At 50.2% G+C, this 25,500-nt stretch carries 21 protein-coding genes; 3 read left to right on the forward strand and 18 right to left on the reverse strand.

The genetic code is table 11. The features are described 5' to 3' along the window. Nucleotides 1–90 precede the first annotated feature (90 nt). The 3 genes from HMPREF9469_RS10750 to HMPREF9469_RS10760 all read right to left on the reverse strand — a co-directional run bounded on the left by HMPREF9469_RS10750 (nt 91) and on the right by HMPREF9469_RS10760 (nt 3,986). Nucleotides 91–1,164 (reverse strand): AI-2E family transporter, encoded by a 1,074-nt coding sequence (locus HMPREF9469_RS10750; RefSeq protein ID WP_007861841.1) that lies wholly within the window; start codon nt 1,162–1,164, stop codon nt 91–93. Between the two features lie 109 nt (nt 1,165–1,273). Continuing rightward, on the reverse strand, nt 1,274–2,995 hold the full coding sequence (gene ilvD / locus HMPREF9469_RS10755) for a dihydroxy-acid dehydratase (protein WP_007861843.1): 1,722 nt from the start codon (nt 2,993–2,995) through the stop codon (nt 1,274–1,276). A gap of 295 nt (nt 2,996–3,290) precedes the next feature. Next, nucleotides 3,291–3,986 (reverse strand): FadR/GntR family transcriptional regulator, encoded by a 696-nt coding sequence (locus HMPREF9469_RS10760; protein ID WP_007861845.1) that lies wholly within the window; start codon nt 3,984–3,986, stop codon nt 3,291–3,293. 270 nt (nt 3,987–4,256) lie between these two features. Here HMPREF9469_RS10760 and HMPREF9469_RS10765 point away from each other — a divergent pair, with 270 nt between their 5' ends. Further along, nucleotides 4,257–6,662, forward strand: a complete 2,406-nt coding sequence (locus HMPREF9469_RS10765; RefSeq protein ID WP_007861849.1) for an ATP-binding protein — start codon at nt 4,257–4,259, stop codon at nt 6,660–6,662. Nucleotides 6,663–6,736: 74 nt separating this feature from the next. On the opposite strand, the gene HMPREF9469_RS10770 is transcribed toward HMPREF9469_RS10765, so the two are convergent. After that, a complete protein-coding gene (locus tag HMPREF9469_RS10770; RefSeq protein ID WP_007861851.1) occupies nt 6,737–7,285 on the reverse strand; it encodes a nitroreductase family protein in 549 nt (182 codons plus the stop codon). A 120-nt stretch (nt 7,286–7,405) separates the two neighbouring features. Between HMPREF9469_RS10770 and HMPREF9469_RS10775 the strand changes: the two genes are divergently transcribed. Beyond that, nucleotides 7,406–7,720 (forward strand): winged helix-turn-helix transcriptional regulator, encoded by a 315-nt coding sequence (locus tag HMPREF9469_RS10775; RefSeq protein WP_007861852.1) that lies wholly within the window; start codon nt 7,406–7,408, stop codon nt 7,718–7,720. Nucleotides 7,721–7,969: 249 nt separating this feature from the next. On the opposite strand, the gene guaA is transcribed toward HMPREF9469_RS10775, so the two are convergent. The 7 genes from guaA to HMPREF9469_RS10810 form a co-directional block, all read right to left on the reverse strand. Further along, nucleotides 7,970–9,268: a glutamine-hydrolyzing GMP synthase gene (guaA, locus tag HMPREF9469_RS10780; RefSeq protein WP_007861854.1), complete on the reverse strand. Its 1,299-nt coding sequence runs from the start codon at nt 9,266–9,268 to the stop codon at nt 7,970–7,972. Between the two features lie 162 nt (nt 9,269–9,430). Further along, nucleotides 9,431–10,036 (reverse strand): cytidylate kinase-like family protein, encoded by a 606-nt coding sequence (locus tag HMPREF9469_RS10785; protein ID WP_007861855.1) that lies wholly within the window; start codon nt 10,034–10,036, stop codon nt 9,431–9,433. An 89-nt stretch (nt 10,037–10,125) separates the two neighbouring features. Beyond that, nucleotides 10,126–12,735: a cation-translocating P-type ATPase gene (locus tag HMPREF9469_RS10790; RefSeq protein WP_007861856.1), complete on the reverse strand. Its 2,610-nt coding sequence runs from the start codon at nt 12,733–12,735 to the stop codon at nt 10,126–10,128. A 309-nt stretch (nt 12,736–13,044) separates the two neighbouring features. Next, complete coding sequence (locus tag HMPREF9469_RS10795; protein WP_007861857.1) at nt 13,045–13,656, reverse strand: 5-formyltetrahydrofolate cyclo-ligase; 612 nt, start codon at nt 13,654–13,656, stop codon at nt 13,045–13,047. A 102-nt stretch (nt 13,657–13,758) separates the two neighbouring features. Next, complete coding sequence (locus HMPREF9469_RS10800) at nt 13,759–14,100, reverse strand: arsenate reductase family protein (RefSeq protein ID WP_007861858.1); 342 nt, start codon at nt 14,098–14,100, stop codon at nt 13,759–13,761. 112 nt (nt 14,101–14,212) lie between these two features. Next, nucleotides 14,213–15,322, reverse strand: coding sequence for a 16S rRNA (cytosine(1402)-N(4))-methyltransferase RsmH (rsmH, locus tag HMPREF9469_RS10805; RefSeq protein WP_007861864.1), 1,110 nt, complete (start codon nt 15,320–15,322; stop codon nt 14,213–14,215). Between the two features lie 67 nt (nt 15,323–15,389). Beyond that, complete coding sequence (locus HMPREF9469_RS10810) at nt 15,390–16,001, reverse strand: hypothetical protein (RefSeq protein ID WP_007861866.1); 612 nt, start codon at nt 15,999–16,001, stop codon at nt 15,390–15,392. A gap of 141 nt (nt 16,002–16,142) precedes the next feature. Between HMPREF9469_RS10810 and HMPREF9469_RS10815 the strand changes: the two genes are divergently transcribed. Further along, on the forward strand, nt 16,143–17,699 hold the full coding sequence (locus HMPREF9469_RS10815) for an ABC-F family ATP-binding cassette domain-containing protein (RefSeq protein ID WP_007861867.1): 1,557 nt from the start codon (nt 16,143–16,145) through the stop codon (nt 17,697–17,699). A gap of 201 nt (nt 17,700–17,900) precedes the next feature. Here the strand turns inward: HMPREF9469_RS10815 and HMPREF9469_RS10820 are convergent, their stop codons facing one another. From HMPREF9469_RS10820 to HMPREF9469_RS10850, 7 genes are all read right to left on the reverse strand, one after another. Beyond that, nucleotides 17,901–18,980 (reverse strand): Gfo/Idh/MocA family protein, encoded by a 1,080-nt coding sequence (locus HMPREF9469_RS10820; RefSeq protein WP_157140292.1) that lies wholly within the window; start codon nt 18,978–18,980, stop codon nt 17,901–17,903. Between the two features lie 74 nt (nt 18,981–19,054). Further along, nucleotides 19,055–20,101: a Gfo/Idh/MocA family protein gene (locus HMPREF9469_RS10825; protein WP_007861871.1), complete on the reverse strand. Its 1,047-nt coding sequence runs from the start codon at nt 20,099–20,101 to the stop codon at nt 19,055–19,057. A gap of 29 nt (nt 20,102–20,130) precedes the next feature. Next, a complete protein-coding gene (locus tag HMPREF9469_RS10830; RefSeq protein WP_007861873.1) occupies nt 20,131–21,102 on the reverse strand; it encodes a sugar phosphate isomerase/epimerase family protein in 972 nt (323 codons plus the stop codon). Nucleotides 21,103–21,112: 10 nt separating this feature from the next. Beyond that, nucleotides 21,113–21,949 (reverse strand): sugar phosphate isomerase/epimerase family protein, encoded by an 837-nt coding sequence (locus HMPREF9469_RS10835; protein WP_007861875.1) that lies wholly within the window; start codon nt 21,947–21,949, stop codon nt 21,113–21,115. A gap of 19 nt (nt 21,950–21,968) precedes the next feature. Further along, nucleotides 21,969–22,856, reverse strand: coding sequence for a carbohydrate ABC transporter permease (locus tag HMPREF9469_RS10840; RefSeq protein ID WP_007861877.1), 888 nt, complete (start codon nt 22,854–22,856; stop codon nt 21,969–21,971). Between the two features lie 18 nt (nt 22,857–22,874). Further along, a complete protein-coding gene (locus tag HMPREF9469_RS10845; protein WP_007861880.1) occupies nt 22,875–23,816 on the reverse strand; it encodes an ABC transporter permease in 942 nt (313 codons plus the stop codon). 33 nt (nt 23,817–23,849) lie between these two features. Next, nucleotides 23,850–25,406, reverse strand: a complete 1,557-nt coding sequence (locus tag HMPREF9469_RS10850) for an ABC transporter substrate-binding protein (RefSeq protein ID WP_007861882.1) — start codon at nt 25,404–25,406, stop codon at nt 23,850–23,852. Nucleotides 25,407–25,500 lie beyond the last annotated feature (94 nt).

Consider the following 25,500-nt stretch of genomic DNA (forward strand, 5'->3'; position numbering starts at 1 on the left):
TCACGTATTGTTGATTTTACGCCAGAAACACTACTTTGTCAATGCTTAAAAGCAAACAATATGCAGGACGTCTCTTATCCCCATCTTTCATCACCCCATTGGCTCCCTGGTCCATACCTCTACCAGATCCTCCACCAAAAGCAGACCCAGAGGACCCAGTATAAAGCCAAAGAATCCAAACAGTTCCAGTCCCACATACACGGAAGCCAGGGTCTCAAGGGGCGACAGCCCCACCTGTCCGCCCATCATACGCACCTCCATAATCTGGCGGACAAAGTAGCATACCAGATACAGGGCCGTGAGAATGACGGCCTGTTTCCAGTCTCCCATGAGCAGTTCCAGCACGGCCCATGGGATCAGAACAGTACCCGTGCCGAATATAGGCAGGGCGTCCAGTATGCCGATCCCAATACCGGCCATGATGTAATAAGGATTTTTGATCAGGAACATTCCCCCGATACACAGTCCGGTGGTTATGAACAGTATAATTCCCTGGCTCCTAAACCACGCCTTGCCTGTCTGTACCAGCCTTCCGCCTATGAGGTTAAACTCCTTTCTGAAGGTGGACTGATCCCTCCTCACCCTCAGATCCTCCATCTCCTGAAGACTTAAGATAGCTGCCAGGAACACCACCAGACTGACAATTGCCCCCTTTGCAAGGCAGCTGATAATGGACAGGGAATTGGTCATAAGAAAGGGCATGGCTGCAGCCTTTCCCGTGTCTACCAGATTATAAAGCATTTCCCCGGCCATGTCCGCCACACAGTCATACCGCAGTCCAAAGGCAGTCTCCACCCGGTGGCAGCTGCCTGTAAGCCATATGTCAAAGCGGTCGATCCACACAGGAAGCCGCATCATGAGCATTTTTCCCTCTGCACACAGCTTCACTGCTCCCAGATACAGTCCTGTTCCCAGGATAGATACCAATATGAGAAATTCCACGCCTCCGATCACTCCAATAGGCATGTGGTATCTCTTTCCCTTCACAGTAACCCTCATCCGGTATGCCAGGAAACGGGCGGACGGGCGAAGGAGCAATGCAAAAATATAACCCACGAAAAAAGGAGCCACGAGGGGCAGCAGGTATTTAAACCCGGCATACACCGCTCCCGTGGTTCCTGTTATGATTAATAATTTCTTCAGTTTCTTACCGGGCTTTTCCATGGACTCACCTGTTTCTGATTCGTACTTCCTTTGTACCCTCTTAGTATGAGCCGATGGTTGGAAAATATACCAGCCACTTTTTTCTAATATTCAATCAAAAGTAACTTCATTAAACCATGTATCCGCCCTTCATAGGGGACACTGCATGTTCAGAGAAGATCTTAAGCACACCCTTTGTATACTTAGGCGGCATTGGCTTCCAGGCTTTCTTTCTCTCTGCCAGGATCCGGCCGATCTCCTCCTTGGGAAGTTCCTCTCCCTTAACGCCAATGATCTCCAGTACCCGGGCCGGGATATCGATGCGGATCAGGTCATCCTCCTCCACCAGGGCAATGGGACCTCCCTGGGCTGCTTCCGGTGATACATGACCGATGGCCGGCCCCTTGGATGCGCCTGAGAACCGTCCGTCCGTGATCAGGGCAATGGTCTTGCCAAGTTCAGGGTCAGAGGAAATAGCCTCTGTGGTATAGAACATTTCCGGCATGCCGGAGCCCTTAGGTCCTTCATAGCGGATGAATACAGCATCCCCCGGCTTGATCCTCTTGGAAATGACAGCCTCAATGGCATCCTCCTCACAGTTAAAGGGCCTTGCCCTGAGAACTGCCTGGAACATTTCCTTTGGAACCGCAGAGTGCTTTACAACAGCCCCTTCCGGCGCAAGGTTGCCCCTTAATATGGCAACGGTCCCGTCTGCTCCAATGGGCTGGTCAAATGTACGGATCACATCCGTGCGCTTTAGCCCCCATTGCTTCAGGTATCCCTCACATTTATCATAAAAACCGTTGTTCTTCAGCTCTTCCAGGTTTTCTCCCAGGGTCTTGCCTGTTACGGTCATCACATCCAGGTGAAGCATGGATTTAATCTCCTCCATCACCGCAGGAACACCGCCTGCATAATAGAAGAACTGAGCCGGCCACTTTCCCGCGGGCCTGATATCCAGCAGATAGTGGGCGCCCCTGTGCATGCGGTCAAAGGTATCCCCATCTATCTCCAGGCCGAACTCGTGGGCAATAGCGGGAATGTGGAGCAGTGAGTTGGTGGAACCGGAAATAGCTGCGTGTACCATGATCGCATTCTCAAATGACTTCATAGTCACAATATCGCTGGCCTTAATGCCTTTTCGTGCCAGCTCCATCACCTGTATCCCTGCCTTATAAGCCATTTCCTTTAAGTCCCCACAGGTGGCCGGCATTAAAGCGGAGCCGGGAAGCATAAGGCCCAGGGCCTCTGCCGTCACCTGCATGGTGGAAGCAGTCCCCATAAATGAACAGGCGCCGCAGGAGGGACATGCATGGTGTTTGTAGTAAGTCAGTTTTTCCTCTGTGATCTCCCCTCTCTGGCACATGGCAGAGTAGGCGCCGATCTGTTCCAGGGTCAGCAGGTCAGGGCCTGCATCCATCACCCCTCCGGTGACAACAATGGATGGCATGTCCAGGCGGCCAAGCCCCATGAGACATGCGGGAACGGATTTATCACAGCTGGCAATAAACACACCGCCGTCAAAACCAGTGGACTTTCCATGTATTTCAATCATATTGGCGATCATATCCCGGTGTGCCAGGGAGTAGTTGATCCCATCATGCCCCTGGGAAATACCATCGCAGATATCCGTGGTAAAATACCGGGCGCCCTTTCCTCCGGCGTCAGCAATCCCTTTCAGTGCCTGGTTTACAAACTGGTCCAGATGAGCGCTTCCCGGATGGCTGTCTCCAAAGGTGCTCTCCACCATGATCTGCGGTTTATCCAGATCCTCAACCGTCCACCCCATTCCAATCTTTAATGGATCATTCTCAGGAGCAAGCGCTCTCACTTTCTGGCTGTTCAATTCCATGATCATACCTCCTCAGTATAATAATTCATCAGATGTTTTCTGGTTTTATAGTAGCATTATTCATTATTTTTTTCAAGTCATCAGACTACATTTCCATTTTTTCATTAAAATATGCCTATTTAGATTGTGCATTTTATACAAACCTCGTAACAGTTCAGGACGGCGTGAACAGTTACCAAACTTCCTTAGAATAAAAAACATCCACAGATAAACTCCCCATTGCCGGCCTTAAGCCGCTCTCAAGGTTTTATCCATAGATGTCATCAGACTGCTTTTTATCACAGCACGTATTTATTTACTGCTTCATCATGTCCTTTATCATATTCCTGTTAAATGTCATATGCATCATCATGGCCGACTTTGCTCCCATGGGATCCCTTTCCGCAATGGCATCGGTCACGGCCCGATGGGTCATGATGGTTTCCTGGGTCAGTTTTCTGTGAGTTACATTTACAAACATCATAACAGCCGTATCAATGATAGGTACCAGCTGTTCCACCACCATATTGCCGGAACACTTTGCCACCGCTGTGTGGAAAGCGATGTCCTCCTCAATATAGTTTTCCCCTGTTTCAATCTTTTGCTCAATGACGGCGCACAGTTCCCTGAGGCGTTCCACATCCCGGGCTGTTGCATTCATGGCAGCCATCTCCGCTATGCCTGGCTCTAATATCATTCGGACATTCACAAGATCCATGGCCAGGGCCATCTTATCCTCCACCGCCCCCAGCCCCAAAGGATCCAGATCCATGGGCGTGGTGCTGACCACGTAAGTACCGGAGCCTCTGCGCACCTCCAGGATTCCTCTTGATATAAGAAGCTTTACCGCTTCCCTGATCGTGCTTCTGCCAACCCCAAACTTTTCCCCCAGTTCAAACTCATTCGGCAGCTTGGCCCCTATGGCAATAGGGGTATTCAGTATGTACTGGTATATCTGTTCCTGAACCTGCTCCGCAAGCAGCTTGCTTTTTAAGTGAGACAGTTCTCCCATAACGTTATGTACCGGTGCAATTACTGCAGCAATCCTTTCCTAGAATATGTTTAAAAATTGTCCCCCGCCGGCTGTACGCCGCAATTTTACATATTCTAAATTCTCTCCAGACTATTGTACCAAAAATTACCCATTGGTACAAGTCCAACCACAATCACCCTCTTTCTATTTTTTCCTGTTGGTTGTATAATGAATGTAATTTATGCACATACAACGGACCGGCCAATGGGCTGTATGTATCAGGCCCTATGATAATGAGGAGAGGCAATTATGTCTGCTGACAATCTGATGAATCTGCTAAATGCGCTGACTGAGACAAGCGTTTATGTCATCGATGAAAGGAACCACCAGCTGCTGTATTTTAACCGGCGATGTAAGGATACCGGGCGCGGGAAAGCTGCCCTTGGAATGAGGTGCAATGAGGTATGGCCCGAGGTATGCGCCAATTGTCCCCTGGATGCCCTGAAGGACGGTCCGTCCAGCCATATTGTATGTTACGACCCCCTGCTGGGATCCACGGTAGATGTTACTGCCAACCGGATCGCATGGGATGGCCGTATCCCCGCCGTGGTGGTGACCGCCACGCCCCACCGCCTTAACTTTGAGGAGGAACAGGGCGTCCATAAGATAAGGCAGATGTATGCCCAAAGCCTTGTGACCGTCTTTGACGAGTGCATCATTGCCAACCTGACCGCGGACTATTATGTAAACTGCCAAAAGGACGCTATGTGGAGCCATATTCCGGAACAGGGGAATTTTGGCGCCGAAAACAGAAAATATGCCCAGAAAACCCTGCATCCCGATGATCTGGAGGCGTTTAACCAGGCGTTTTCCCGGGAAGCAATGATTAAGTTATTCGGGGAAGGAAAAAGACATATTACAAGACGGCTGCGCCGCATACTCAGTGACGGGACCTACCACATGGTAGAATTCTCAGCCGCTCTCCTTGATTCAAAGGAGGACCGGCAGGAGAACCGGGACATTTGGTGTGTCCTGGTCTTCCGGGACATACAGGACGAATTTTTGCTGGAAATACAGCGGAATCTTGAAGTCAGCCAGCTGGCCACAGCTGCCCGGGCTGCCTATCATATGCTGATCGCTGTGAACCTGACCCAGAATACATATAAAATGCTGGAGTACAACCGTTTTCCGGTAAAGCGCCCCGGCAGCCACGGTTGCTTTGATGATCTGATCCAATCTGAATGTGCCACGGTCCATCCGGATTACCGCCAGGAATTCCTGGACAAATTCCTGCGAAGCCATCTGACCCGGACCTTTCTTCAGGGCGAACGCATTGTCTCCATGAAAGTCCCCCATCTGGGTGAGGACGGAATCTATCACTGGAATTTCACCCAGGTGGTGCGGGTGATCAGTCCTTATACGGACGACATCATTGAAATCACTCTTTCCAGGAATATTGATGATGAACGCCGTATGCAGGAGGAAGCCCTGGAAAAAGAGCGTCAGGCCAAACAGCTTCTGGAGGAGGCCCTGGAAAAGGCAAAAAAAGCCAGCCAGGCCAAAAGCGACTTCCTGTCTAAGATGAGCCACGACATCCGCACCCCCATGAACGCAATTGTAGGAATGACCGAGCTGGCCCGCCTCCATGCGGATGAGGAAGAAAAGATACGGGATTACCTTGAAAAAATAGCCAGCTCCGGAGCCCATCTTCTCAGCCTGATCAATGAGGTGCTGGACGTGAGCAAGATTGAAAGCGGCGCCGCGGAACTTGCGGAACGTGAACTTGACCTGAGAAGCCTTGTGATGAATGCGGTGGAAATCGTGCGCATTCCCATGGACAACAAACATCAGACCCTGTCCGTCCATATAGATAAAGAACTTTATCCCCATGTAACAGGGGATGAGATGCGCCTCAAACAGGTACTGGTCAATATCCTTGAAAATGCCTCCAAATACACAGGGCAAAACGGCAGAATCTCCATTTTCCTAAGTGAGATCAAGCCTTTGGACCAGCACGCGGGAACCTACCGCTTTGTTATTGAGGACACGGGCAGCGGAATGAAACCCGAGTATTTAAAGCATATCTTTGAACCCTTCAGCCGGGCGGATGACAGCAGGACCAGTAAAATTCCCGGAACCGGGCTGGGGATGACCATTGTAAAGAATATCATCTCCATGATGGGCGGAGAGATTTCAGTGGAAAGCGAATATGGAAAAGGATCACGATTTATCATAACACTTTACCTGGCCAAATGCGGTACAGGCTATTCCCTGACCCGGAAAAAGGAAATTCCCCCCGTGGAATCCTTCCCTGAATTCCGTGTGCTTTTGGTGGAAGATAATGAGATCAACCGCCAGATCGCGACAGAGATGCTGGAAATGCTGGGCGCCACCGTGGAAATTGCTGTGAACGGGCGCCAGGCCGTGGATGCCGTGTGTTCCCACCCCGCCCTGTACTACGATATCGTGTTCATGGACATACAAATGCCTGTACTGAACGGCTATGATGCCGCCAGGGAGATCCGCAGTTCAGGAATGGAACGCATCAATGAACTCCCCATTATCGCCATGACAGCGGACGCATTTGCCGAGGATGCAAATCGGGCCCATCTGGCCGGTATGGACGGTCATCTGGCCAAGCCTGTTTCCATCGACCAGCTGAAGCAGGCCCTTTCCAGATGTCTTGTTTGGAAGCGGGAAAACCGGGTACAGTAGCTGCACTAACATATTCCGGGGAGATGCGCAGGCGTATGCGGGAGATTTCTGCATGTTGAGGGATACTGTTTTCTTTATTTCAGCCAGGTCACATTGTCAGGTTCCCTCCGCTCATTTACGGAGAGAGGCTGCGCCGGGTAACCTGCCAGTATGCCCACAAGAGGAACATCCCCTTCAGGAATCTGAGCTTTTTCAGCCACTTCATCCTTGGAAAAGGCAATCATAGGGCCCATGATAAAGCATGAACCCAAACCCAGTTCCGTGGCCTCCACAATCATATTCTCCGCCGCACAGGCAGCATTAGCCATTTGAAAACCATGTTCATCATTACCGCCAGGCACTGACAGGACAAACATTACCCCGGCGCCGTAGAGAGGCTGATAGCCCTCTATGGCTGCCTGATTTTCCATGAACCCGTTTCCGGAGTGTTTCATCATATCCAGAGTAATATCATTGATTTCCCGGAGCAGATCCTGATTTTCGATCACAGTGATATGGAACCGGCCAAATACCGGCGCCAGATTACCTGCCCGGATCATGGCCTTTAACTTTTCTTCTTCAATTCTCTCCTCCGTGTAGGACCGCACACTTTTTCTCATTTCAATTGCTTTTAGAATATTCATAAGCAGATCTCCTTTACTTTTTTTCAGTTTATACTTATGATTATAAATAATGGTAAATAAAGTTCAAGTACGCAATTTTTATTAATTTACTAAGCAAAAACTAAGTAAAGGGGTATTATAATGGAAGAGTGTCCTGTAAAGTATGCTTTAGGATTGCTAAACGGAAAATGGAAGCTACGAATCATCTGGGAACTGAACCAGCAGGAAACCATTCGTTTCAATGAGTTACAGAGGCGCCTGACCGGTATCTCCAGCGTCATGCTCTCCAAAAGCCTGGAGGAGCTGGAACAAAGCAAGCTGGTAAACCGGGTACAGTACAATGAGATCCCACCCAGGGTAGAATACTCCCTCACCCCGCTGGGAAAAGCTATCCACCCTGCCCTGAAGGAGTTAGGCCAGTGGGGGGAACAGGCTTATCATACGATCCATCCATGAACTTAGGTCCATTGTAAAGGGCCGTTTGTTCCCTGTTTCTTTCCTGCCAACTGATGACTCCCTGTCAGGGACGAGCGGGCGGAGCAAAGGCAAGGGGTGCTGTTCCCTGGTGCCGACAATGTGCTTAAGCCAACCCATACTCCCCAACGGTTGTATTTTAGAAAAGATGCCATATATCCAATACTGAATACTGGCATCTCACCTGTTAATAACATTGCTTAAAATAAAGGGGATAGGGACGATGAATAATTATTCCCACTCAATCGTAGCCGTTGGCTTCGGACTCAAGTCATAACACACCCGGTTCACATTCTTTACTTCATTTAAGATCCTGTCCGTAATCTTCTGCAGAACCTCATAATCGATCCGCTCAATGCTGGCTGTCATGGCATCCACCGTGTTTACAGCCCGGATGATCACTGGATAATCAAAGCAGCGGGCATTGTCCCTTACGCCCACGGATTTAAAGTCGGGAACAATGGTAAAGTACTGCCATACCTTCTTGTCCAGGCCTGCATTTGCAAATTCCTCGCGAAGGATGGCATCAGATTCCCTGACTGCCTCAAGGCGTTCCCTTGTGATGGCCCCAAGGCAGCGCACGCCCAGTCCCGGTCCGGGGAATGGCTGACGGTATACCATGGCATAGGGAAGTCCCAGTTCCAGGCCGCAGGCACGGACCTCGTCCTTAAACAGCTGGCGCAGCGGCTCTACCAGGGTAAAATCCAGGTCCTCGGGAAGGCCGCCCACATTGTGGTGGGACTTGACCACCTTGGCGGTCTTGGTTCCGCTCTCTACAATATCAGGGTAAATGGTCCCCTGTGCCAGGAAATCAATTCCCTCCAGTTTCCTGGCCTCCTCCTCAAACACGCGGATGAACTCGGCGCCAATGATCTTGCGCTTCTGTTCAGGGTCAGCTACTCCGTCCAGTTTTCCAAGGAAACGTTCTGTGGCATCCACATACACAAGGTTGGCCTCCATCTGATCCTTGAACACCTCGATCACGCTCTCAGATTCTCCTTTTCTCATCAGGCCATGATTTACATGGACACAGGTGAGCTGCTTCCCAATGGCTTTGATCAGAAGAGCGGCCACAACAGAACTGTCCACCCCGCCCGAAAGCGCCAGGAGGACCTTCCTGTCTCCCACCTGCTGGCGGATCAGTTCCACCTGGTCAGATATGAAGTTTTTCATATTCCAGTTAGGCTGGGCGCCGCATGTGTCAAAGACAAAGGAGCGGAGCACCTGATCACCATTCTCATCCCAGCTGCCAATGGAACGTTCACAGGCCGCAGGCCCATGACCTGCCGCCATCACGGGATAGCCTGCCCCGTAAATCTCCGGCAGCACGTCAATAGCTGTTCCATCCACTATATTGTTAGGACCTCCATTGATGATGATACCCTTGACATTGGGCAGTGCCTTCAGTTCCTCTGCTGTAATATCGTGGGGATAAATCTCACTGTAAACTCCCATCTCCCTGATGTCTCTGGCCAGCTTGGTGTTCTCAGAGCTTCCCAGATCCAGAATCACTATCATATCCTGTTTCATCTTTTGCCTCCTAATGGTATTTTATAGAATAGAGCGTTGTTTCCTACATTATACTATGCACAGGCCTGGGACACAAGCAGGAATGTCCCTGCTGCGCGCACAAAAAGCGCCCTGCCTTTTAACCGGCAGGACGCCCTGTACTGCGTCTTAAACCATATTAAACTATATCTTATCTTCTTCGCCCAGGTAAGCCAGAACAGCTTTAAGGCATCCATCCACTCCAACCGGACCGCTGTCCAGGCACAGATGGTAATTCTGGGCACGTCCCCAGGTGTTGCCCGTGTAATACTGGTAATATTCCTTGCGCTTTCGGTCCACCTCACGGATCCGGCGTTCCATCTCTTTCCCGTCTGATTCCGCCTCTGATTCCAGTTCCAGCATCCTCTTGATCCTGTCCTTCATCTTGGCATAGATGAACAGGTTCAGGCTGTCCGTAAGGATCATATCCGCACAGCGTCCCACAATGATGCAGGGACCATGGGAAGCCAGCCTTCTGATCACATTGGACTGGGCCACAAATATCTGGTCCGACATGGGAATCTGATACACATCTGAAAATGCATGGTAGTACTGTCTGTCCAGGGGATCATACACCACGATATGCTCGTCATAGTGGCGGAATGCTTCCTCCGCAATGTTGATATCGTCTGCTGCCATGGAAATCAGTTCCTTGTCATAAAAGGGAATCCCCAGCTTATCCGCCAGCTTTACTCCCAATTCACGGCCTCCGCTTCCAAATTCACGGCTTATTGTAATAACCTTATCCATAAAGCACCGCCCCTTTCTCCTGCTGGTCTGCAGCGCCCGAACTTCCGGCACTGCGTTTGCCTATGTGGACATTATATCACATATACCGGTTAATTCCTATGGCTAAAATCTCTTAAGATTTTCGATACCTGGATGATCACGGTAGGGATCACAGCCAGCAGGCATACCTCTCCCATTTGTGCGGATGACAGCGGTGTGACTGAGAACAGTTTCTGTAGAAACGGTACGAACATTACAAGCCCCAGCAGACAGACACCGGCTGCAAACGCTCCCAGGCTGTACCAGTTGCTGGAAAAGCCCAGCCTGAAGATATTGTGTTTGCTTCTGCAGTTAAATCCGTGGAACAGACGCGCCAGGGTCAGGGTGGAGAATGCCATGGTACTGGCAATTCCCGTATCCCCGCCGGAAAGTCCCATATGGAAAGCGATCATGGTACAGACTGCAATGATTCCGCCCTGTGTCAGGATCGTGATCATAAAGTCCTTTGTAAGGATGCCGGTTTTTGGATTTCTGGGTGCCTCTGCCAGCAGATCCTTCTCAGCCGGTTCCATACCGATGGCAATGGCGGGCAGTGAGTCTGTCAACAGGTTGATAAACAGCAGGTGGACCGGTGCAAAGGGCACGGGCAATGCTGCCAGTGAGGTGTACAAAACGGACAGGATGCCTGCCATGTTGCCTGACAGCAGGAACTTGATGGCGTTCTTAATATTGCGGTACACGTTACGTCCATTTGCCACGGCCTTGATGATAGTGGCAAAATTGTCATCAGTCAGGATCATGGCAGCCGCATCTTTGGAAACTTCCGTTCCTGTGATGCCCATGGCAACGCCGATATCCGCCTTTTTCAGTGCGGGCGCATCATTGACCCCATCGCCTGTCATGGCTGTAATGGATCCTCTTCTCTGCCATGCATCCACAATACGGATCTTATTTTCAGGTGAAACCCTGGCATACACGGAAATACTGGTAATGCTCCGGTCTAACTCCTCCTCTGTCATGGCATCCAGTTCACGGCCTGTCATGGCAATATCGCCGTCCTCAAATATGCCGATCTGCTTTGCAATGGCCGTGGCCGTTATCTTGTGGTCTCCGGTTATCATCACAGGCTTGATACCGGCTCTTTTGGCGTCAGCAACCGCTGCCTTGGATTCTTCCCTTGGAGGATCCATCATGGAGATCAGGCCCAGGAAAATGAAGTCATTTTCATTGTCCAGGGACAGGGTATAATTTTCAGGAACTTCCTTATAACCAAAAGCCAGCACCCGAAGGCCTTCCTGGGAAAATTCCAGGTTTTTCTGCAGGATGGCATCCTTATCCTCCTGGGTAATGTCCCTGACCCCGGATTCCATGCGGATCTTGACGGTCCGGTCCAAAAGCACATCCAGGGCACCCTTTGTAAGTACGGTTGGAATGTTGTGAAGCTCATATTTAGTACTCATCAGCTTTCTGTCGGAGTCAAAGGGAATCTCCTCCAGACGGGGCATCAGTTCCCGAAGCAGGTTTTCATCCACCGTGGCTTTGCGGCCCATTTCCACAAGGGCAAACTCCGTGGGATCGCCAATCCCCTTGCCGTCCACAATGGAGGAATCGTTGGTAAGGATCGCATCATAAAGCAAGTAGCGGTGAAGCTGGTTGCGCAGATTCAGCTGGTTTATGGAAATGATCTCCTGGTTAATATAAATGTTCTGTACAGTCATCTTGTTCTGAGTCAGCGTCCCTGTCTTATCAGAGCAGATGACCGATACACAGCCCAAGCTCTCCACTGCCTTCAGTTCCTTGATGATGGCGTGTTCCTTTGCCATTTTCTGAGTTCCCATGGCCTGCACAATGGTGACAATAGAGCTCAGGGCCTCCGGAATGGCAGCCACTGCAAGGGCCACTGCAAACATCAGGGAATCCAGAACAGGCATATCACGGTACAGGCTCAGCAGGAATACCAGGCCGCAGATGACCATAATGCCCATGGCCAGACGGCTTCCAAACTGGTCCAGACTGATCTGAAGGGGTGTTTTCTTTTCCTTGGTTGCATTCATAAGAGCCGCGATCTTTCCGATTTCCGTCCCCATGCCGGTGGAGGTTACAAGAACCACCGCCCTTCCGTAGGTTACAAGACCGCTGGAATACACCATATTGGCGCGGTCGGCCAGGGCACAGTCATCATGGATCAGCCCATCGCTTTTATCTACATTGGTGGACTCACCGGTAAGGGAACTTTCATTCACCTGAAGGGAATAATTTTCCAGGACCCTGCCGTCCGCCACCACCAGATCGCCTGCCTCCAGGTACAGGATATCACCGGGAACCACCTGGGCGGAAGGGATCTCAATCTTTTGCCCGTCCCTTAGTACCTTTGCGTTGGGGGATGACAGGGATTTAAGGCTGTCCAGTGACTTTTCCGCTTTTGCATGCTGCACGGTTCCCAGGATCGCGTTAAGTACAATGACTGCAATGATGACAATGGTGCTCTCCACATTGCCGGACACCATGGAAATAAGAGCGGCAATGATCAGGATCACCACCAGCAGGTCGCAAAACTGCTCAAAAAATACCTGAAGGGTGCTTTTTCGCTTTCCCTCCTCCAGGACATTTTCCCCGTATTCAACCAGGCGCTTTTTCGCCTCCTCACCGGACAGTCCATGTCCCGTGACATGAAACTGCTGCAGCAACTCTTCTTTTGTTTGTTGATAAAATTCTTTCATATGCTCTCCTCCTTGATCAGTCCATCTTCTGCGCCAGCAACCGTCTTTTTAGTGTCAGCATTAAAAAAGACTTCCATGAATGGCTTGCCAGAATATGTAAATATCTGCAAACCACACATAAAAGTCTTGTAACCATGACGGTATATATTGCCAGATTCCTTACGAATCGAGTATGTTGACAATATATCTAAACTACTCCCTTTCGAGCTGTGTCGCAATGCTTATGAAGTTTTAATGAGTTTATCCCTTTTTTCTCAACTTGTCAAGGGGAAATCCGTGATTTCATAGAACTTTAACTATTTTAACTATTTAACTATTTCCCCCTGACACAAAAAGATCATTTTCCCCTAGTCTCCATATATTTTCTTCGCAGATCACCAGGTCCACATCCTGGTCATGGTCCTCCACAGGAATATCATCCCTCATAATCTGTCTCCTGCATATAACAGCCTTCAGGCCTGTCACATGTTCCAGGTACCGGTCATAGTATCCGCCGCCGTAACCCAAGCGCTTTCCACTGCTGCTGCAGGACAGGCAGGGTATGATGGCCAGGTCCACCTTCTCCGGCCCGAGACAGGGAGCATATTCGTCCGGCTCCATAATCCCGTAAAACCCAACCCTGAGATCTGACAGGGACTGGATCAGGCGTGCATCCATGATGCCTTTGGACCTGCATTTTGGCACAGCCACTTGTTTGCCCAGGCTTAGGGCATGGTTTATGATGGGGGCCGTGTCGATCTCCCCCTTGGTGCCCACAAAACAGAAAATAGCCTTCCCCTGTTTGTATGCCTCCAGTTCTGTCACCTGTTTAAAAATGTCCCGGTCCGCCTGTATACAGTATTCAGGATCCAAACTTTCTATCTTTGCCCTGATTTCTTTTCGCAGGATCTTTTTCAGTTCCTTTGCATCACAGCGTTCCATTTTCCCATACCTCCGCCTCACATCCCGATATTGCGAACCATCATCCTGTTGGCATCACTTTCCAAAACCGTCTCCCAGCATTGTACATTTCTTATATACGCCCTATTCCCAGGTTTTCCATATCTCCGGGTGATATCCCACCGTAGCCTGGGATGCGTTTCTCACAATGGGGGTTTTCAACACCTTCTGGTTCTCAAACACCTTCTCTTCCCTGTCTTCCTGGGCAATGTACTGTATCAAAGCCAGCAGATCCCGGTCCCTGCATGCCTGGTCGATCATGTTCTCCAGGCCGCCCACCGCCTGCTTCACACGGGTAAATTCTCCCCTGCTCATCTCTTTCTCATTCAGGTTTATGGACTGGAATCTAATCCCTCGCTCTTTAAAATACCGCTCCGCCTTCTTTGTTTCAAAGCACTTGCTTCTTCCAAATATCTGTATATTCATGGCTGTGTCTCCCTGTTCCTGTCATATATGTTCCGATTCATATATGCCCTGTTTCACTTGTTCCGTTTTATTATACCAAAAGCAGGCGTACCCGGCAAATGACGGGGACCTTCTACGCCTTCACAGCCCATCTCATCTTTGTTGACCTGGCGCGGCTGTTGATGCCGCACTCCTCCGCGGAAGGACGCACCACATCTGAGGCGATCTCGCTGTAGATCCCCGCCTTGTGCAGCTGCTTAAAAGATTTCTTAACAATTCTGTCCTCCCCGGAATGAAAGGTGAGAATGGCAACACGTCCCCCCGGTGCCAGGACATCCGGCAGTTTTTCCAGAAACTGGTATAAAACCTCAAATTCGCTGTTGATGTCAATACGCAGGGCCTGGAACGTTCTCTGGCAGGATTTCTTAACAGCCTCTTTCCGGTCCGCCTCAGGGATAAAGGAAAGGGCAGTCTCAATGACCTCCCTCAGCCTGGTGGTAGTGGTTATCTCATTTCCCCTTTTGATCTCATTCACAATAGCCTTTGCAATCTCCTCCGCGTAGGGTTCATCTGAATTCTCAATTAACATTCCCTGAAGCTCCTCACGTGAAATGGTCATGAGGCGCTGGGATGCTGGGATCCCTTTTTCAGAGTCCAGGCGCAGGTCCAACGGCCCGTCCTTTTTAAAAGAAAATCCTCTCTCCGGGTTATCGATCTGCATGGATGAAACGCCCAGGTCCGCCAATATAAAATCAAAGGGTCCCGCCTCCGCGGCCACCTGGTCAATATGGGCAAAGTTCAGCTGCCTGACGGTAAGGATCTCCGGCCCATATCCCAGCTTGAAAAGGCGCTCTCTGGTTTTGGCCATCTCGATGGTATCCACATCCAGGGCGTACAGATGCCCCTTTGACTGCAGGCACTTTAACATTTCCTGGGTATGCCCGCCGTATCCCAGAGTGGCGTCCAAGCCTTTCTGTCCCGGCTGGATCTGAAGAAACTCCAGTATCTCCTTTACCATGATGGAAATGTGCATACCTACGGGAGTACTCCCCTTACTGATCACCTTTGCCACTGTCTCCGGATATTTTTCCGGCTGCAGTTCTTTGTATTTCTCATTATATTTCTTTGGATGGGTGCCTTTATAGCGGACCCGCCTCTTATGTCCCTGCTCCTGGTATCCCTGCTTTTGATTCTCCTGCTTTTGGTTCTCCTGCTTTTGATTCTCCTGCCCTTGATGTTCCACAATTTCCTCCTGATCATGGTTATGTACTCTCTGATTCCGAGAGTACACCGTTGTAATTCTCTGTCTGCTATTTCCCGGTTGCCTTTTGGATCAGCCTGGCGATCCCATCCTCCGGGTAGGACAAAAGGAGTCCAAATTCCACGGCCAGTTCATAACGCGCCTGTGCCGTGTACCCATTATCCCTGATAAGGCATCTCTGCCTTTCCTTTAATGCCATATACTGTTCCAATACATCCTCTGTTCGGAAGAACAGGTAATTAAACTTGTCCTTATTCGCCCGTTCCGGGAACAGGTCTGTTATCAATGCCTGGTCCTCGGGGTAATACCTGATCCCATACTCGGTGCAGAGCCTTTGCACCTGGCCAAGATAGGAATCGCGCTCCGCCCTTGTATCACAGGGGTGGCTCATGGCAAGCTTCTTAAGTCCGCTGGACACCATTTCGCAGAAACAATCCATCACGCCCACCTCATAGGAGTAGGCGTCAATGGGATGTGGGGACTGTCCCTCATCCTTCAGCACTTCATATTCATCCCTGTCCAGGGACAGAGGGATTCCCGACACACTGGTCACATTCACTCCGCCATACCAGGTGCTGTCCACGGTAAAAATATCACCGGGCTGGTATTCCATGGAGTATTCATCATTCTTTTTAATAATGCGGATCTTCTGTTTATCCATCCTGTCAGCTCCTGATCTCATTCTTTGCCTATGAGTATAACACAGGGAAGATAAAATGATAAGGGTATTTCCGTTTTAAGCTTGTCAGAATCCCCAATGTCATGTAGAATAATACCATTAATCAAAGGAGTTTTAAGACAAATGAGTATTTTAAATGTTGAACATTTAAGCCACGGCTTTGGGGACCGCGCAATTTTCCATGATGTTTCCTTCCGCCTGTTAAAGGGTGAGCACATTGGCCTCATTGGAGCTAACGGCGAGGGAAAATCTACGTTTATGAACATTATTACGGATAAACTCATGCCGGACGAAGGCAAGGTGGAGTGGGCTAAGAACGTCCGCGTAGGATACCTGGACCAGCACACGGCGCTGGAAAAGGGAATGACGGTCAGAGATGTGTTAAAAAGCGCCTTTGCTTTTCTTTTTGAGATGGAGGAGCAGATGAACCATATCTGCGACAACATGGGGAATGCCAGTGAAGATGAGATGAATGCCATGATGGAGGAGCTGGGTACGATCCAGGACCTGCTGATGGCACATGATTTTTATATCATTGACTCCAAGGTGGAGGAAGTGGGCCGCGCCCTGGGCCTGAACGACATTGGCATGGACAAGGATGTGACCGAACTTTCCGGGGGCCAGAGGACCAAGGTGCTCCTGGGAAAGCTGCTGCTCCAAAAACCCGATATCCTCCTTCTGGACGAGCCCACCAACTACCTGGATGCGGTGCATATCGAATGGCTGAAGCGCTATCTTCAGGAATATGAGAATGCATTTATCCTTATTTCCCACGATATCCCCTTTCTCAACAGCGTAATTAACCTGATCTATCACATGGAGAACCAGAGTCTGGACCGCTATGTGGGGGACTATGATAAATTCCAGGAAGTATATGCAGCTAAAAAGGCGCAGCTGGAGGCAGCTTACAAGCGCCAGCAGCAGGAGATCTCAGAGTTGGAAGATTTTGTGGCCCGCAACAAGGCCAGGGTGGCTACCAGGAACATGGCCATGTCCCGCCAGAAAAAGCTGGATAAGATGGACGTGATCGAACTTGCAAGGGAAAAACCAAAGCCGGAATTCCATTTTCTCAACGCACGCACGGCAGGCAAATATATCTTTGAGACCACCGACCTGATCATTGGCTATGACGAACCCCTTTCACGCCCCCTGAACCTGGTGATGGAACGCGGTCAGAAGGTAGTGCTGGTGGGCGCCAACGGTATTGGAAAGACCACCCTGTTAAAGAGTATTCTTGGTATCACCCCTGCCCTGAGCGGAAGCGTGGAGCTGGGTGATTACCTGTCCATCGGCTACTTTGAACAGGAGATGGCTCCCGGCAATACCAGCACATGCCTGGAAGAGATCTGGAAGGAGTTTCCATCCTACACCCAGTACCAGGTGCGCTCCGCCCTTGCAAAATGCGGACTGACTACCAAGCACATCGAAAGCCAGGTGCGTGTCCTAAGCGGCGGCGAACAGGCCAAGGTTAGATTATGTAAACTGATCAACAGGGAGTCCAATGTCCTTCTTCTGGACGAGCCAACAAACCATCTGGATGTGGATGCAAAGGAGGAGCTGAAACGGGCCCTGAAGGAATACAAGGGAAGCATTCTGCTCATCTGCCACGAACCGGAGTTCTATGAAGGGCTGGCCACGGACGTGTGGGATTGCAAGGAATGGGCCTTGAGGTTGTCCTGATCAGCAGACCGGACCGGAAGAGGGTCTGTCCCAGTGAAAAGGTCTGCCTGAACGAAAAAGATCTGTCCGGGCAAAAAAGTCTGTCCGGGCAAAAAAGTCTGCCCGGGCAAAAAAGTCTGCCCGGGCAAAAAAGTCTGCCCGGGTAAAAAAGTCCGCCCGGGCAAAAAGGTCCGCCCGGGCAAAAGGTCTGACCGGCCAGCCTTACCGGTCAAAGTATACCGGCTGTCCGGTTCTCCCTGATTCATAGATGGCTTCCAGGATCCGGGTCACCACCAGTGCCTGGTACGGTTTTACCACCAGGGTTTTTCCGTTTACAACAGCATCATAAAATACGCGCTGCTCCACATCCGCGGGCTTTTCCGCATTTCCATCATAAAAAGCCACACCGCCCTTGCCCAGATCCGGAGTTTCCACACACTGCTTTCCAAAATTCACCCGGTTGATGCGAAGTCCGTTTACCATATCGGCTCCGGCTTTTGTACCGCACAGGGTGGTTTCAGCCTCCCTCACATCCAGACTGTTTAACGCCCAGGAGGATTCCAGGCTGATGGTGGCCCCATTTTTCATTTTAATAAAACCAAATGCGGAATCTTCCACGGTAAAAATATCAGGGTCCCAGTCTCCCCATGCATTACCGGTCTCTGTCTGATCAGCCAGTTTGCGGTACACGGAGCCCACCGCCATCTCAGGTTCATAGTTGTCCATCATCCACAAGGTCAGGTCCAATGCATGGGTGCCGATATCGATCAAGGGACCGCCTCCCTGCTTCTCAGCATCCAGGAACACGCCCCAGGTGGGAACCGCTCTTCTGCGGACCGCATGGGCCTTGGCATAGTATACCTCTCCCAGGTCCCCGCTCTCGCAGGCCCGCTTTAAGTACTGGGAATCACTGCGGTACCTGTTCTGATATCCGATGGTCAACAGCTTTCCTGTCCGCTCAGAGGCTTCCAGCATCGCCTCTGCCTCTGCGCTGGTCTTTGCCATTGGCTTTTCACACATGACATGCTTTCCCGCTTCCATTGCGTCAATACTGATGGGCCCATGGGAACTGTTAGGGGTCAGCACATACACTGCCTCCACATCTTCCTTTAACAGTTCTTTGTAGTCAGTATACACCGCGGCACCCTGCTCCCCAAACTCTGCCTTGGCCTTTTCAGCCCTTTCCCGGATAATATCGCAGAATGCCACGATCTCAAAATTCCCATTTTTTTCCATGGCCGGCAAATGCTTTCTGTTGGCGATCCCGCCGCAGCCGATCACTCCTACTTTCAATTTTCTCATCATAGTTAAAACCTCCCAGCATATTTAGCGTGCTCTCGGAACAGATAGATGCCAAAGGGCTCCGAACGCATGCTTTACTCAAATTTCACAACCCTGCCCGTCTCGGCAGACTCTATGATGGCTTCCATCAGTTTCATGACCCGCATCACTTGCGTAAGCCTGATCAGGCTCTCTTCCCTTCCCTCCAGAACAGCCATTACATTCCGGTAAAAGTCACGCACATCGCTCGCCACCTTTGGAAGTTCCTCCGTGTAGATAGTGTCCGCTCTCCTTGGCGCCATGGTCTTTGTAAGACCTGCCGCTGTGATGACCGGAACCACGTCCTTCTCATTCACGCCAACAGCTTTAACGATCCTGCCCTTTAAGTTCCAGTCCTCAATGACCGCGGTCCCGTCCGCTCCCAGCGCAAACCACCTGGGAAGGGAAATGAAATGGCTGGTCCCAACCTCTACCAATGACCGTACCCCGTTGGCAAAGCCTATTTCTGCCGTGAAGCCGTCATCTACCATCTGGTTTGTCACATGGGTGACCGAGGCGCAGACCGACTCAACTGCCACATCAGGAAACAAAAGCAGCAGCTGATCCAGAAGATGGACGCCCCAGTCCAGAATCATCCCTCCGCCGTGTATTTTTTCCTGACGCCAATCCCCGGGTATCCCACGGGATCCATGGACCCTGGACTCCAGCCGGAATACTTCTCCCAGACGGCCCTCATCTAAGATTTTTTTAATGGTCAGGTAATCCTCATCCCAGCGCCGGTTCTGATGGACTGTAAAAAACCGTCCTGTCCGCTGCGACACATGAATGATCTCCCGGAGTTCTGCGGAATTTAAGGTTACCGGCTTTTCACTGATTACGTTCTTTCCGGCCTCCATGGCTGCAATCGCTGCTGGCTTATGTACATCATTTGGAGCCGCCAGCAGCACCAGATCCGTGGACGGATCAGCCAGAAGGTCCTCCATGCTCTGATACACATGAATTCCCAGCTCCGATGCGGCATCTCTTCTCTCTTTCTTGATATCCCAGATACCGGCCACTGTAATATGCTCAATGGTCTGAAGTTTCCGGTAATGCCAGCCGGCCATACCGCCAAAACCTACAAATGCAATTTTATGTTCCATGATGCTGTTTTCTCCTTCTGTCCCGCATTTTATGCCCAATACATCGCGCCACGGTCTTCGTAGATCAAAATATTCTGAAGAAACCGGATTGCCTTCTCAAGCCCTTCCCTGCCGGACATCATCCCATCCTCATGTTCAATGCTGACCGCATAGTCATATCCAGCCATACGCAGCTCAGAGATAATATTTTTCCAATAATCCTCGCCATTTCCATAGCCCACCGTCCTGAAGATCCAGGACCGGTCCATTTCCCTGGAGTAATGCTGCGTGTCCAGCACACCGTTGACTTGCGTGTTCCTGGCATCAATTTTGGTATCCTTTGCATGGAAATGGAACAATGCCCCGGCTTCGCCGATCTGACGGATGGCAGCGCATGGATCCATTCCCTGCCAGATCAGATGGCTGGGGTCCAAATTGGCTCCAATTTCCGGTCCAACCGCCTCACGCAGTTTAAGCAGACTTGCGGTATTGTACACACAGAATCCCGGGTGAAGCTCCAACGCGATTTTACCCACGCCATGCTCCCTGGCAAAGGCCGCCTTTTTCTTCCAGTAGGGAACCAGCACCTGATCCCACTGGTACTCAAGAATGTGTTCAAAATCATCGGGCCAGGGGCAGGTTACCCAGTTAGGAGTCCTGTCATCCTCACTTCCCCCCGGGCACCCGGAGAACGTGTTTACCACTGAAACACCCAGCTTTTCAGCCAACAGGATCGCATTTGTAAAATCCTCCTCATACCCTTTTGCTGTCCCGGGGTCCGGATGGATCATATTTCCGTGGCTGCTGAGAGCACTGATCTCCAGCCCGTAACTATGTATGGTCTTTAGAAAAGTTTCCCGCTTTTTACTGTCCGCCAGAAGCTCGGCGGCATCGCAATGTACCTTGCCGGGAAATCCGCCGCAGCCGATCTCCACCATCTGGACACCCCTTTTTGCAAGAAACTTGCACGCTTCCTCCAGGCTCAGATTGTTGAGCGCCACTGTTAATACTCCTAATTTCATGCTTTTCCTCCTACACCAATTTTTCCAGGCAGCGGATGCTTTCCTTAACAGCCTCCACATCATTGATATTGTCCAGTTCCACTATGATATAGTTGGCGTGTCCCAGTTCCCTGGCCTTATCCACAATGCCCTTTATATCCAGGATCCCACGTCCTACGGTTACGAAATCGCCGTTTTTTATGGCTCCTTTCGCCCTCAGTTCTTTAAAAACAAGATCGGTCACAGGGGGTGTGATGACTTCATAAAGATTGACCGGATCCGCCTGTTTTGCCAGGTCCTTTTGGTGGATCATGGTGCAGCGGCTTCCCAGGTGCTCCAGCAGTTGTATGGGATCATGGCCGGCCCGCTTGGCCCAGTATGTATCCAGCTGAAACCGGACCAGCGCCGGGTCTGTCTCCTCCAGGAACAGATCCAATGCCAGTTGTCCATCAATTGCAACAAATTCCTGAAAATGATTATGGTAGTAAAACTCCAGGCCATTTTCCTTACAACGGCGTCCCATCTCATTGCACAGATCGGCAACTGCTTTTACCTGATCCGCTGTATTCATCAGTTCAAAGGGCAGCACCAGACGCGGGGCGCCCATTTGGATATTATCCTGGATCACCTGCTTCATCACTTCAGGATCCGCGGTCAAATGTACATGGCTGGAGATGGGTGTCAATCCCATTTCCTTTACACGCCTTCCGATCTCACCGGGAGATGCCATTGCCACCCCATTTTCATCCAAAGGCGTTGTCACATATTCAATGTACTTGCAGCCCGTGGCCGCCAGCTTCTCAAGTGTCCCAAAATAATCTTCCCTCAGCATACCCATTAACGAATAAATTGTTGCTCCGACTTTCATCCTCGTCATCTCCTCCTTGTCAGCCTTTTACAGCCCCTATTGTAATACCTTTAACAAAATACTTCTGGAAAAAAGGATAAATCACCATAACAGGCAATGCTCCAATCACAGCTATGGCCATCTTGATCCCCACACTCGGCATATCCTGGGTCAGCTCCGCGGCCGCGGAGGCGTCTGCGCCGGACTTTAGGAACTGCACATCCTTTAGCATCTGGTTCAGCATGTTCTGGATGGAATAAAGTCTGGAATCCGTCAGATAATAGAATCCGTTCTTCCAGTCGTTCCAATATCCCAGCCCGATGAGCAGAGCCAGGGTGGCGATCATTGGGCCGGCCAGTGGAAGGACCACGGTAAACAACGTCCTCCACTCCCCGGCGCCATCGATCCTGGCCGCCTCGATAATGGCATCCGGAATGTTGGTAACAAAATATGTCCGCATCATGATCACATAAAACGCACTGACCAAAAGGGAGGGGATCAAAAGCGCCCACAGCGTATTTTTTATATGCAGATAACGGGTGTACATAATATAGGTGGGAACCAGGCCGCCGTTAAACAGCATGGTGAAAAATACAAAAAACGCCAATATGTTCCGACCATATAATTCTTTTCTGGACAGGGGATATGCCATAAGAATGGTTATAAACATGCTGCTTGCAGTACCCGCCACTGTTACCAGGATCGTAATTCCATAAGCCCGTCCGATTTTACCAATGTTCCTCAGCAAATATGCGTAGGAGTCCAGGCCGAATTTGCTGGGAAATATGGAATAGCCTTCACGGATCAGCGTAGTCTCGTCCGTCAGCGAGGACATGATCAAAAGCAGGAAGGGAAACAGGCAGCAAATTGTTAATGCGATCATGATCAGGTTTGCAAAAATCTGAAACCCTTTTTTCTTGTCTACCATTGCGGTCTCTCCCTTCTCTTAAAACAGCGCGTTCTCTTTGTCAATCCGGCGCACCGTGTAATTGGCAAATAATACCAGAACAAAACCCACAACACTTTGATAGAATCCGGCTGCTGAGGACATTCCGATATTGTTCAAGCGGATCAGACCTCGGTACACATATGTATCAATGGTATTTGTCACGTCATAAAGCGGACCTGAGTCCATGGGCACCTGATAGAACAGGCCGAAATCCGAATAAAAAATCTTTCCGATACTCATCAGTGTCAGCACAATAATAGTCGGAACCAGGGAAGGCAGCGTGATCTTAACAATTTGCTGCCATCTTCCCGCGCCGTCTATGGCTGCCGCCTCGTAATACCCACGGTCAATACCCACCAGGACCGCATAATACAGGACACAATTATAGCCGAATGTCTTCCACAAATGTACGATCACCAAAATAGCCGGCCAATATTTCGGCTCCGTATACCAGCTGATCTCCTGAGCGTTCATAGGTCTTAAAATACTTAGATTAATAAAACCGTTTTCACTGGAAAGAAGGGCGTAGACCAGGTAACTGACTACCACCATGGAGATCAGGTATGGCAGCAGGATAACGGTCTGGTACATTTTCTTCAACCGATTGGAGCGGATCTCATTCAAAAGGATAGCAACCGTAATGGCAAGCATGGTTCCCAAGATAATAAACACCGCATTATACAACAGCGTATTTCGTGTAATGATCCAGGCTTCCTTTGTCTTGAACAAATATTCAAAGTTGGCAAATCCCACCCAATCGCTATTTAAGATCCCCTTACTCCAGTTGACCTGTTTAAAGGCGATGATCAGCCCTGCCATGGGAATATAGTTATTAAGGATCAGATAGAGCGCCCCTGGAAGGAACATCAGATAGAGGGGAAGACTGCGCTTTAAACGCGATCTGACGGACGCCCGGCGGACATTAGAGATATCCTTCATGTAATTTCTCCTATCTATTTTCTAAGGATTGCATCACTTTCCATAAACCGTAAGCCACTCATCCAGCTGTTTCTGCTTCTCGTCAATGATATTCTGCAATCCTGCCGCATACAGTTCCTCGTTAAACCGCTTCAGGGTGGATTCCGGCTCCAGTGCTCCGCAGATCAGAGCATTGTGGTATTTGGAGACAACATTGGTGCAGGCTGCCACCTCATTTGTAACACCGGCTGAATCATAAGTAAATCCAAATGCCACCGACTTCAGGGCATTGTTGTTAAAGGATCTCTGCTGATCCCAGATATCAGAGGCGCTCCCCTCCCACACATCGCCAATAAACTGGTTGGGCGCAAGCCAGGTGGCGGACTTGCGGTAATTAGAGGTTGTGGCATCCACGCCGTCTGCCCAGGTAATAATGTCCTCTCCATTGGAGGCGCCGCTTCTTTCCAGTACCTTGTAATGAGTGTCCTCTATGCCGTATATGTAGAGATTCGCCAACTCCGGATTTGTATAAAGTTCGTTTAAAAGCTTCATGGCTGCCTCCGGATTTTTGCATCCGCTGGAGATGGTCCAGGTGGCACGGGAAACATTATTCGTTGCGCCCAGAGCGGGAATGATCTCAATGGTTGCAAGTTCAAAACCCAATGAGGATGAATTTTCTTCCGCAAATCCCGGCTTTAAATTTGTAAAATATCCAAAGGCAGTACCGGCGCTTAGCAAAGTGGTGGAGGATTCAGTGGTATTGACCGCATCCGCCTGGATCAGTCCTTCCTGCATCCAGTCATACATCTCCTGTGCCAGTTCCCTATACTGATCCGTCTCATAGAGATTCACCACCGTGGGCTCCTGGGCCATATCGGATAGCACTCCCAGGTTTACGGTATCATCCCCTAATGGATCCCATCCCCAGTTTCGGATATTCTCACCTGCGGTAACAGCCACCGGCCACATGTCCGGATACGCTTCCTTAACCTTTAACAGTTCCCGCTCCAGGTCGTCCAGTGTCTGGATGTTCTCATAGTCAAATCCCGCCTGGTCCGCCACGGATTTCACAAAAGCAAATCCCTGGGAATTGGCCAGGTCCCTGTTGGTGGTGATGCCATAAATGCTGTCGCCCACGCGGCCGCACTCGATGTATTCTCCGATCTGCTCCTTAATGCCCTGCCCATACTGTTCCAGCAGGTCATCGAGAGGAATGATCTGCCCTGCATTTGCACAGGTGGGAAGCGGTGTCAGGTAAACGGCCATCAGATCGGCGTCCTCACCGGAGGAGAGCATCAGGGAAGTCTGTTCCGCATAGTTGGCATAAGCAATAAATGTCAGGTTTACATGGCAGTTCAGCTTCTCCTCCAGAATCTCGTTCATCCTATCCTCAACCGCGGTAATATCCGGTTCATTCTTTCCGGAGGACATCATGACCACATCCAGGGTTACCAGTTCTTTTTCCTTTAAACCGCCCTCCTCCGCGGTATCTGAAGAGACAGCCTCGCCGGAAACGGCAGCGGCATTATTTTCAGTTTTCCCACAGCCGGATAGGGCGGCGCCGGCCGTCAGCATTGCGGCAAGAACAAAGGCAAGTGTCCGTTTTTTCATAATCATTTTCCTCCTTGTTTTCGTGTACTCTCATAATCTTCTGGTTATGTTGCAAATCTATGCATTTTATTTTAGCCAAACCTTTGGACATTAT

It is taken from the genome of [Clostridium] citroniae WAL-17108 (assembly GCF_000233455.1).
Lineage (GTDB): Bacteria > Bacillota > Clostridia > Lachnospirales > Lachnospiraceae > Enterocloster > Enterocloster citroniae.

Excerpts from the sequence above, each read along its gene's own strand:
- HMPREF9469_RS10815 (WP_007861867.1), top strand. The coding sequence starts at position 16,143 with ATGAGTATTTTAAATGTTGAACATTTAAGCCACGGCTTTGGGGACCGC.
- HMPREF9469_RS10825 (WP_007861871.1), bottom strand. The coding sequence starts at position 20,101 with ATGGAACATAAAATTGCATTTGTAGGTTTTGGCGGTATGGCCGGCTGG.
- HMPREF9469_RS10790 (WP_007861856.1), bottom strand. The coding sequence starts at position 12,735 with ATGAAAGAATTTTATCAACAAACAAAAGAAGAGTTGCTGCAGCAGTTT.
- HMPREF9469_RS10765 (WP_007861849.1), top strand. The coding sequence starts at position 4,257 with ATGTCTGCTGACAATCTGATGAATCTGCTAAATGCGCTGACTGAGACA.
- HMPREF9469_RS10770 (WP_007861851.1), bottom strand. The coding sequence starts at position 7,285 with ATGAATATTCTAAAAGCAATTGAAATGAGAAAAAGTGTGCGGTCCTAC.
- HMPREF9469_RS10800 (WP_007861858.1), bottom strand. The coding sequence starts at position 14,100 with ATGAATATACAGATATTTGGAAGAAGCAAGTGCTTTGAAACAAAGAAG.
- HMPREF9469_RS10750 (WP_007861841.1), bottom strand. The coding sequence starts at position 1,164 with ATGGAAAAGCCCGGTAAGAAACTGAAGAAATTATTAATCATAACAGGA.
- ilvD (WP_007861843.1), bottom strand. The coding sequence starts at position 2,995 with ATGGAATTGAACAGCCAGAAAGTGAGAGCGCTTGCTCCTGAGAATGAT.
- HMPREF9469_RS10830 (WP_007861873.1), bottom strand. The coding sequence starts at position 21,102 with ATGAAATTAGGAGTATTAACAGTGGCGCTCAACAATCTGAGCCTGGAG.
- HMPREF9469_RS10775 (WP_007861852.1), top strand. The coding sequence starts at position 7,406 with ATGGAAGAGTGTCCTGTAAAGTATGCTTTAGGATTGCTAAACGGAAAA.
- HMPREF9469_RS10845 (WP_007861880.1), bottom strand. The coding sequence starts at position 23,816 with ATGAAGGATATCTCTAATGTCCGCCGGGCGTCCGTCAGATCGCGTTTA.
- HMPREF9469_RS10835 (WP_007861875.1), bottom strand. The coding sequence starts at position 21,949 with ATGAAAGTCGGAGCAACAATTTATTCGTTAATGGGTATGCTGAGGGAA.
- HMPREF9469_RS10760 (WP_007861845.1), bottom strand. The coding sequence starts at position 3,986 with ATGGGAGAACTGTCTCACTTAAAAAGCAAGCTGCTTGCGGAGCAGGTT.
- guaA (WP_007861854.1), bottom strand. The coding sequence starts at position 9,268 with ATGAAACAGGATATGATAGTGATTCTGGATCTGGGAAGCTCTGAGAAC.
- HMPREF9469_RS10795 (WP_007861857.1), bottom strand. The coding sequence starts at position 13,656 with ATGGAACGCTGTGATGCAAAGGAACTGAAAAAGATCCTGCGAAAAGAA.
- HMPREF9469_RS10785 (WP_007861855.1), bottom strand. The coding sequence starts at position 10,036 with ATGGATAAGGTTATTACAATAAGCCGTGAATTTGGAAGCGGAGGCCGT.
- HMPREF9469_RS10810 (WP_007861866.1), bottom strand. The coding sequence starts at position 16,001 with ATGGATAAACAGAAGATCCGCATTATTAAAAAGAATGATGAATACTCC.
- HMPREF9469_RS10820 (WP_157140292.1), bottom strand. The coding sequence starts at position 18,980 with ATGAGAAAATTGAAAGTAGGAGTGATCGGCTGCGGCGGGATCGCCAAC.
- HMPREF9469_RS10850 (WP_007861882.1), bottom strand. The coding sequence starts at position 25,406 with ATGAAAAAACGGACACTTGCCTTTGTTCTTGCCGCAATGCTGACGGCC.
- HMPREF9469_RS10840 (WP_007861877.1), bottom strand. The coding sequence starts at position 22,856 with ATGGTAGACAAGAAAAAAGGGTTTCAGATTTTTGCAAACCTGATCATG.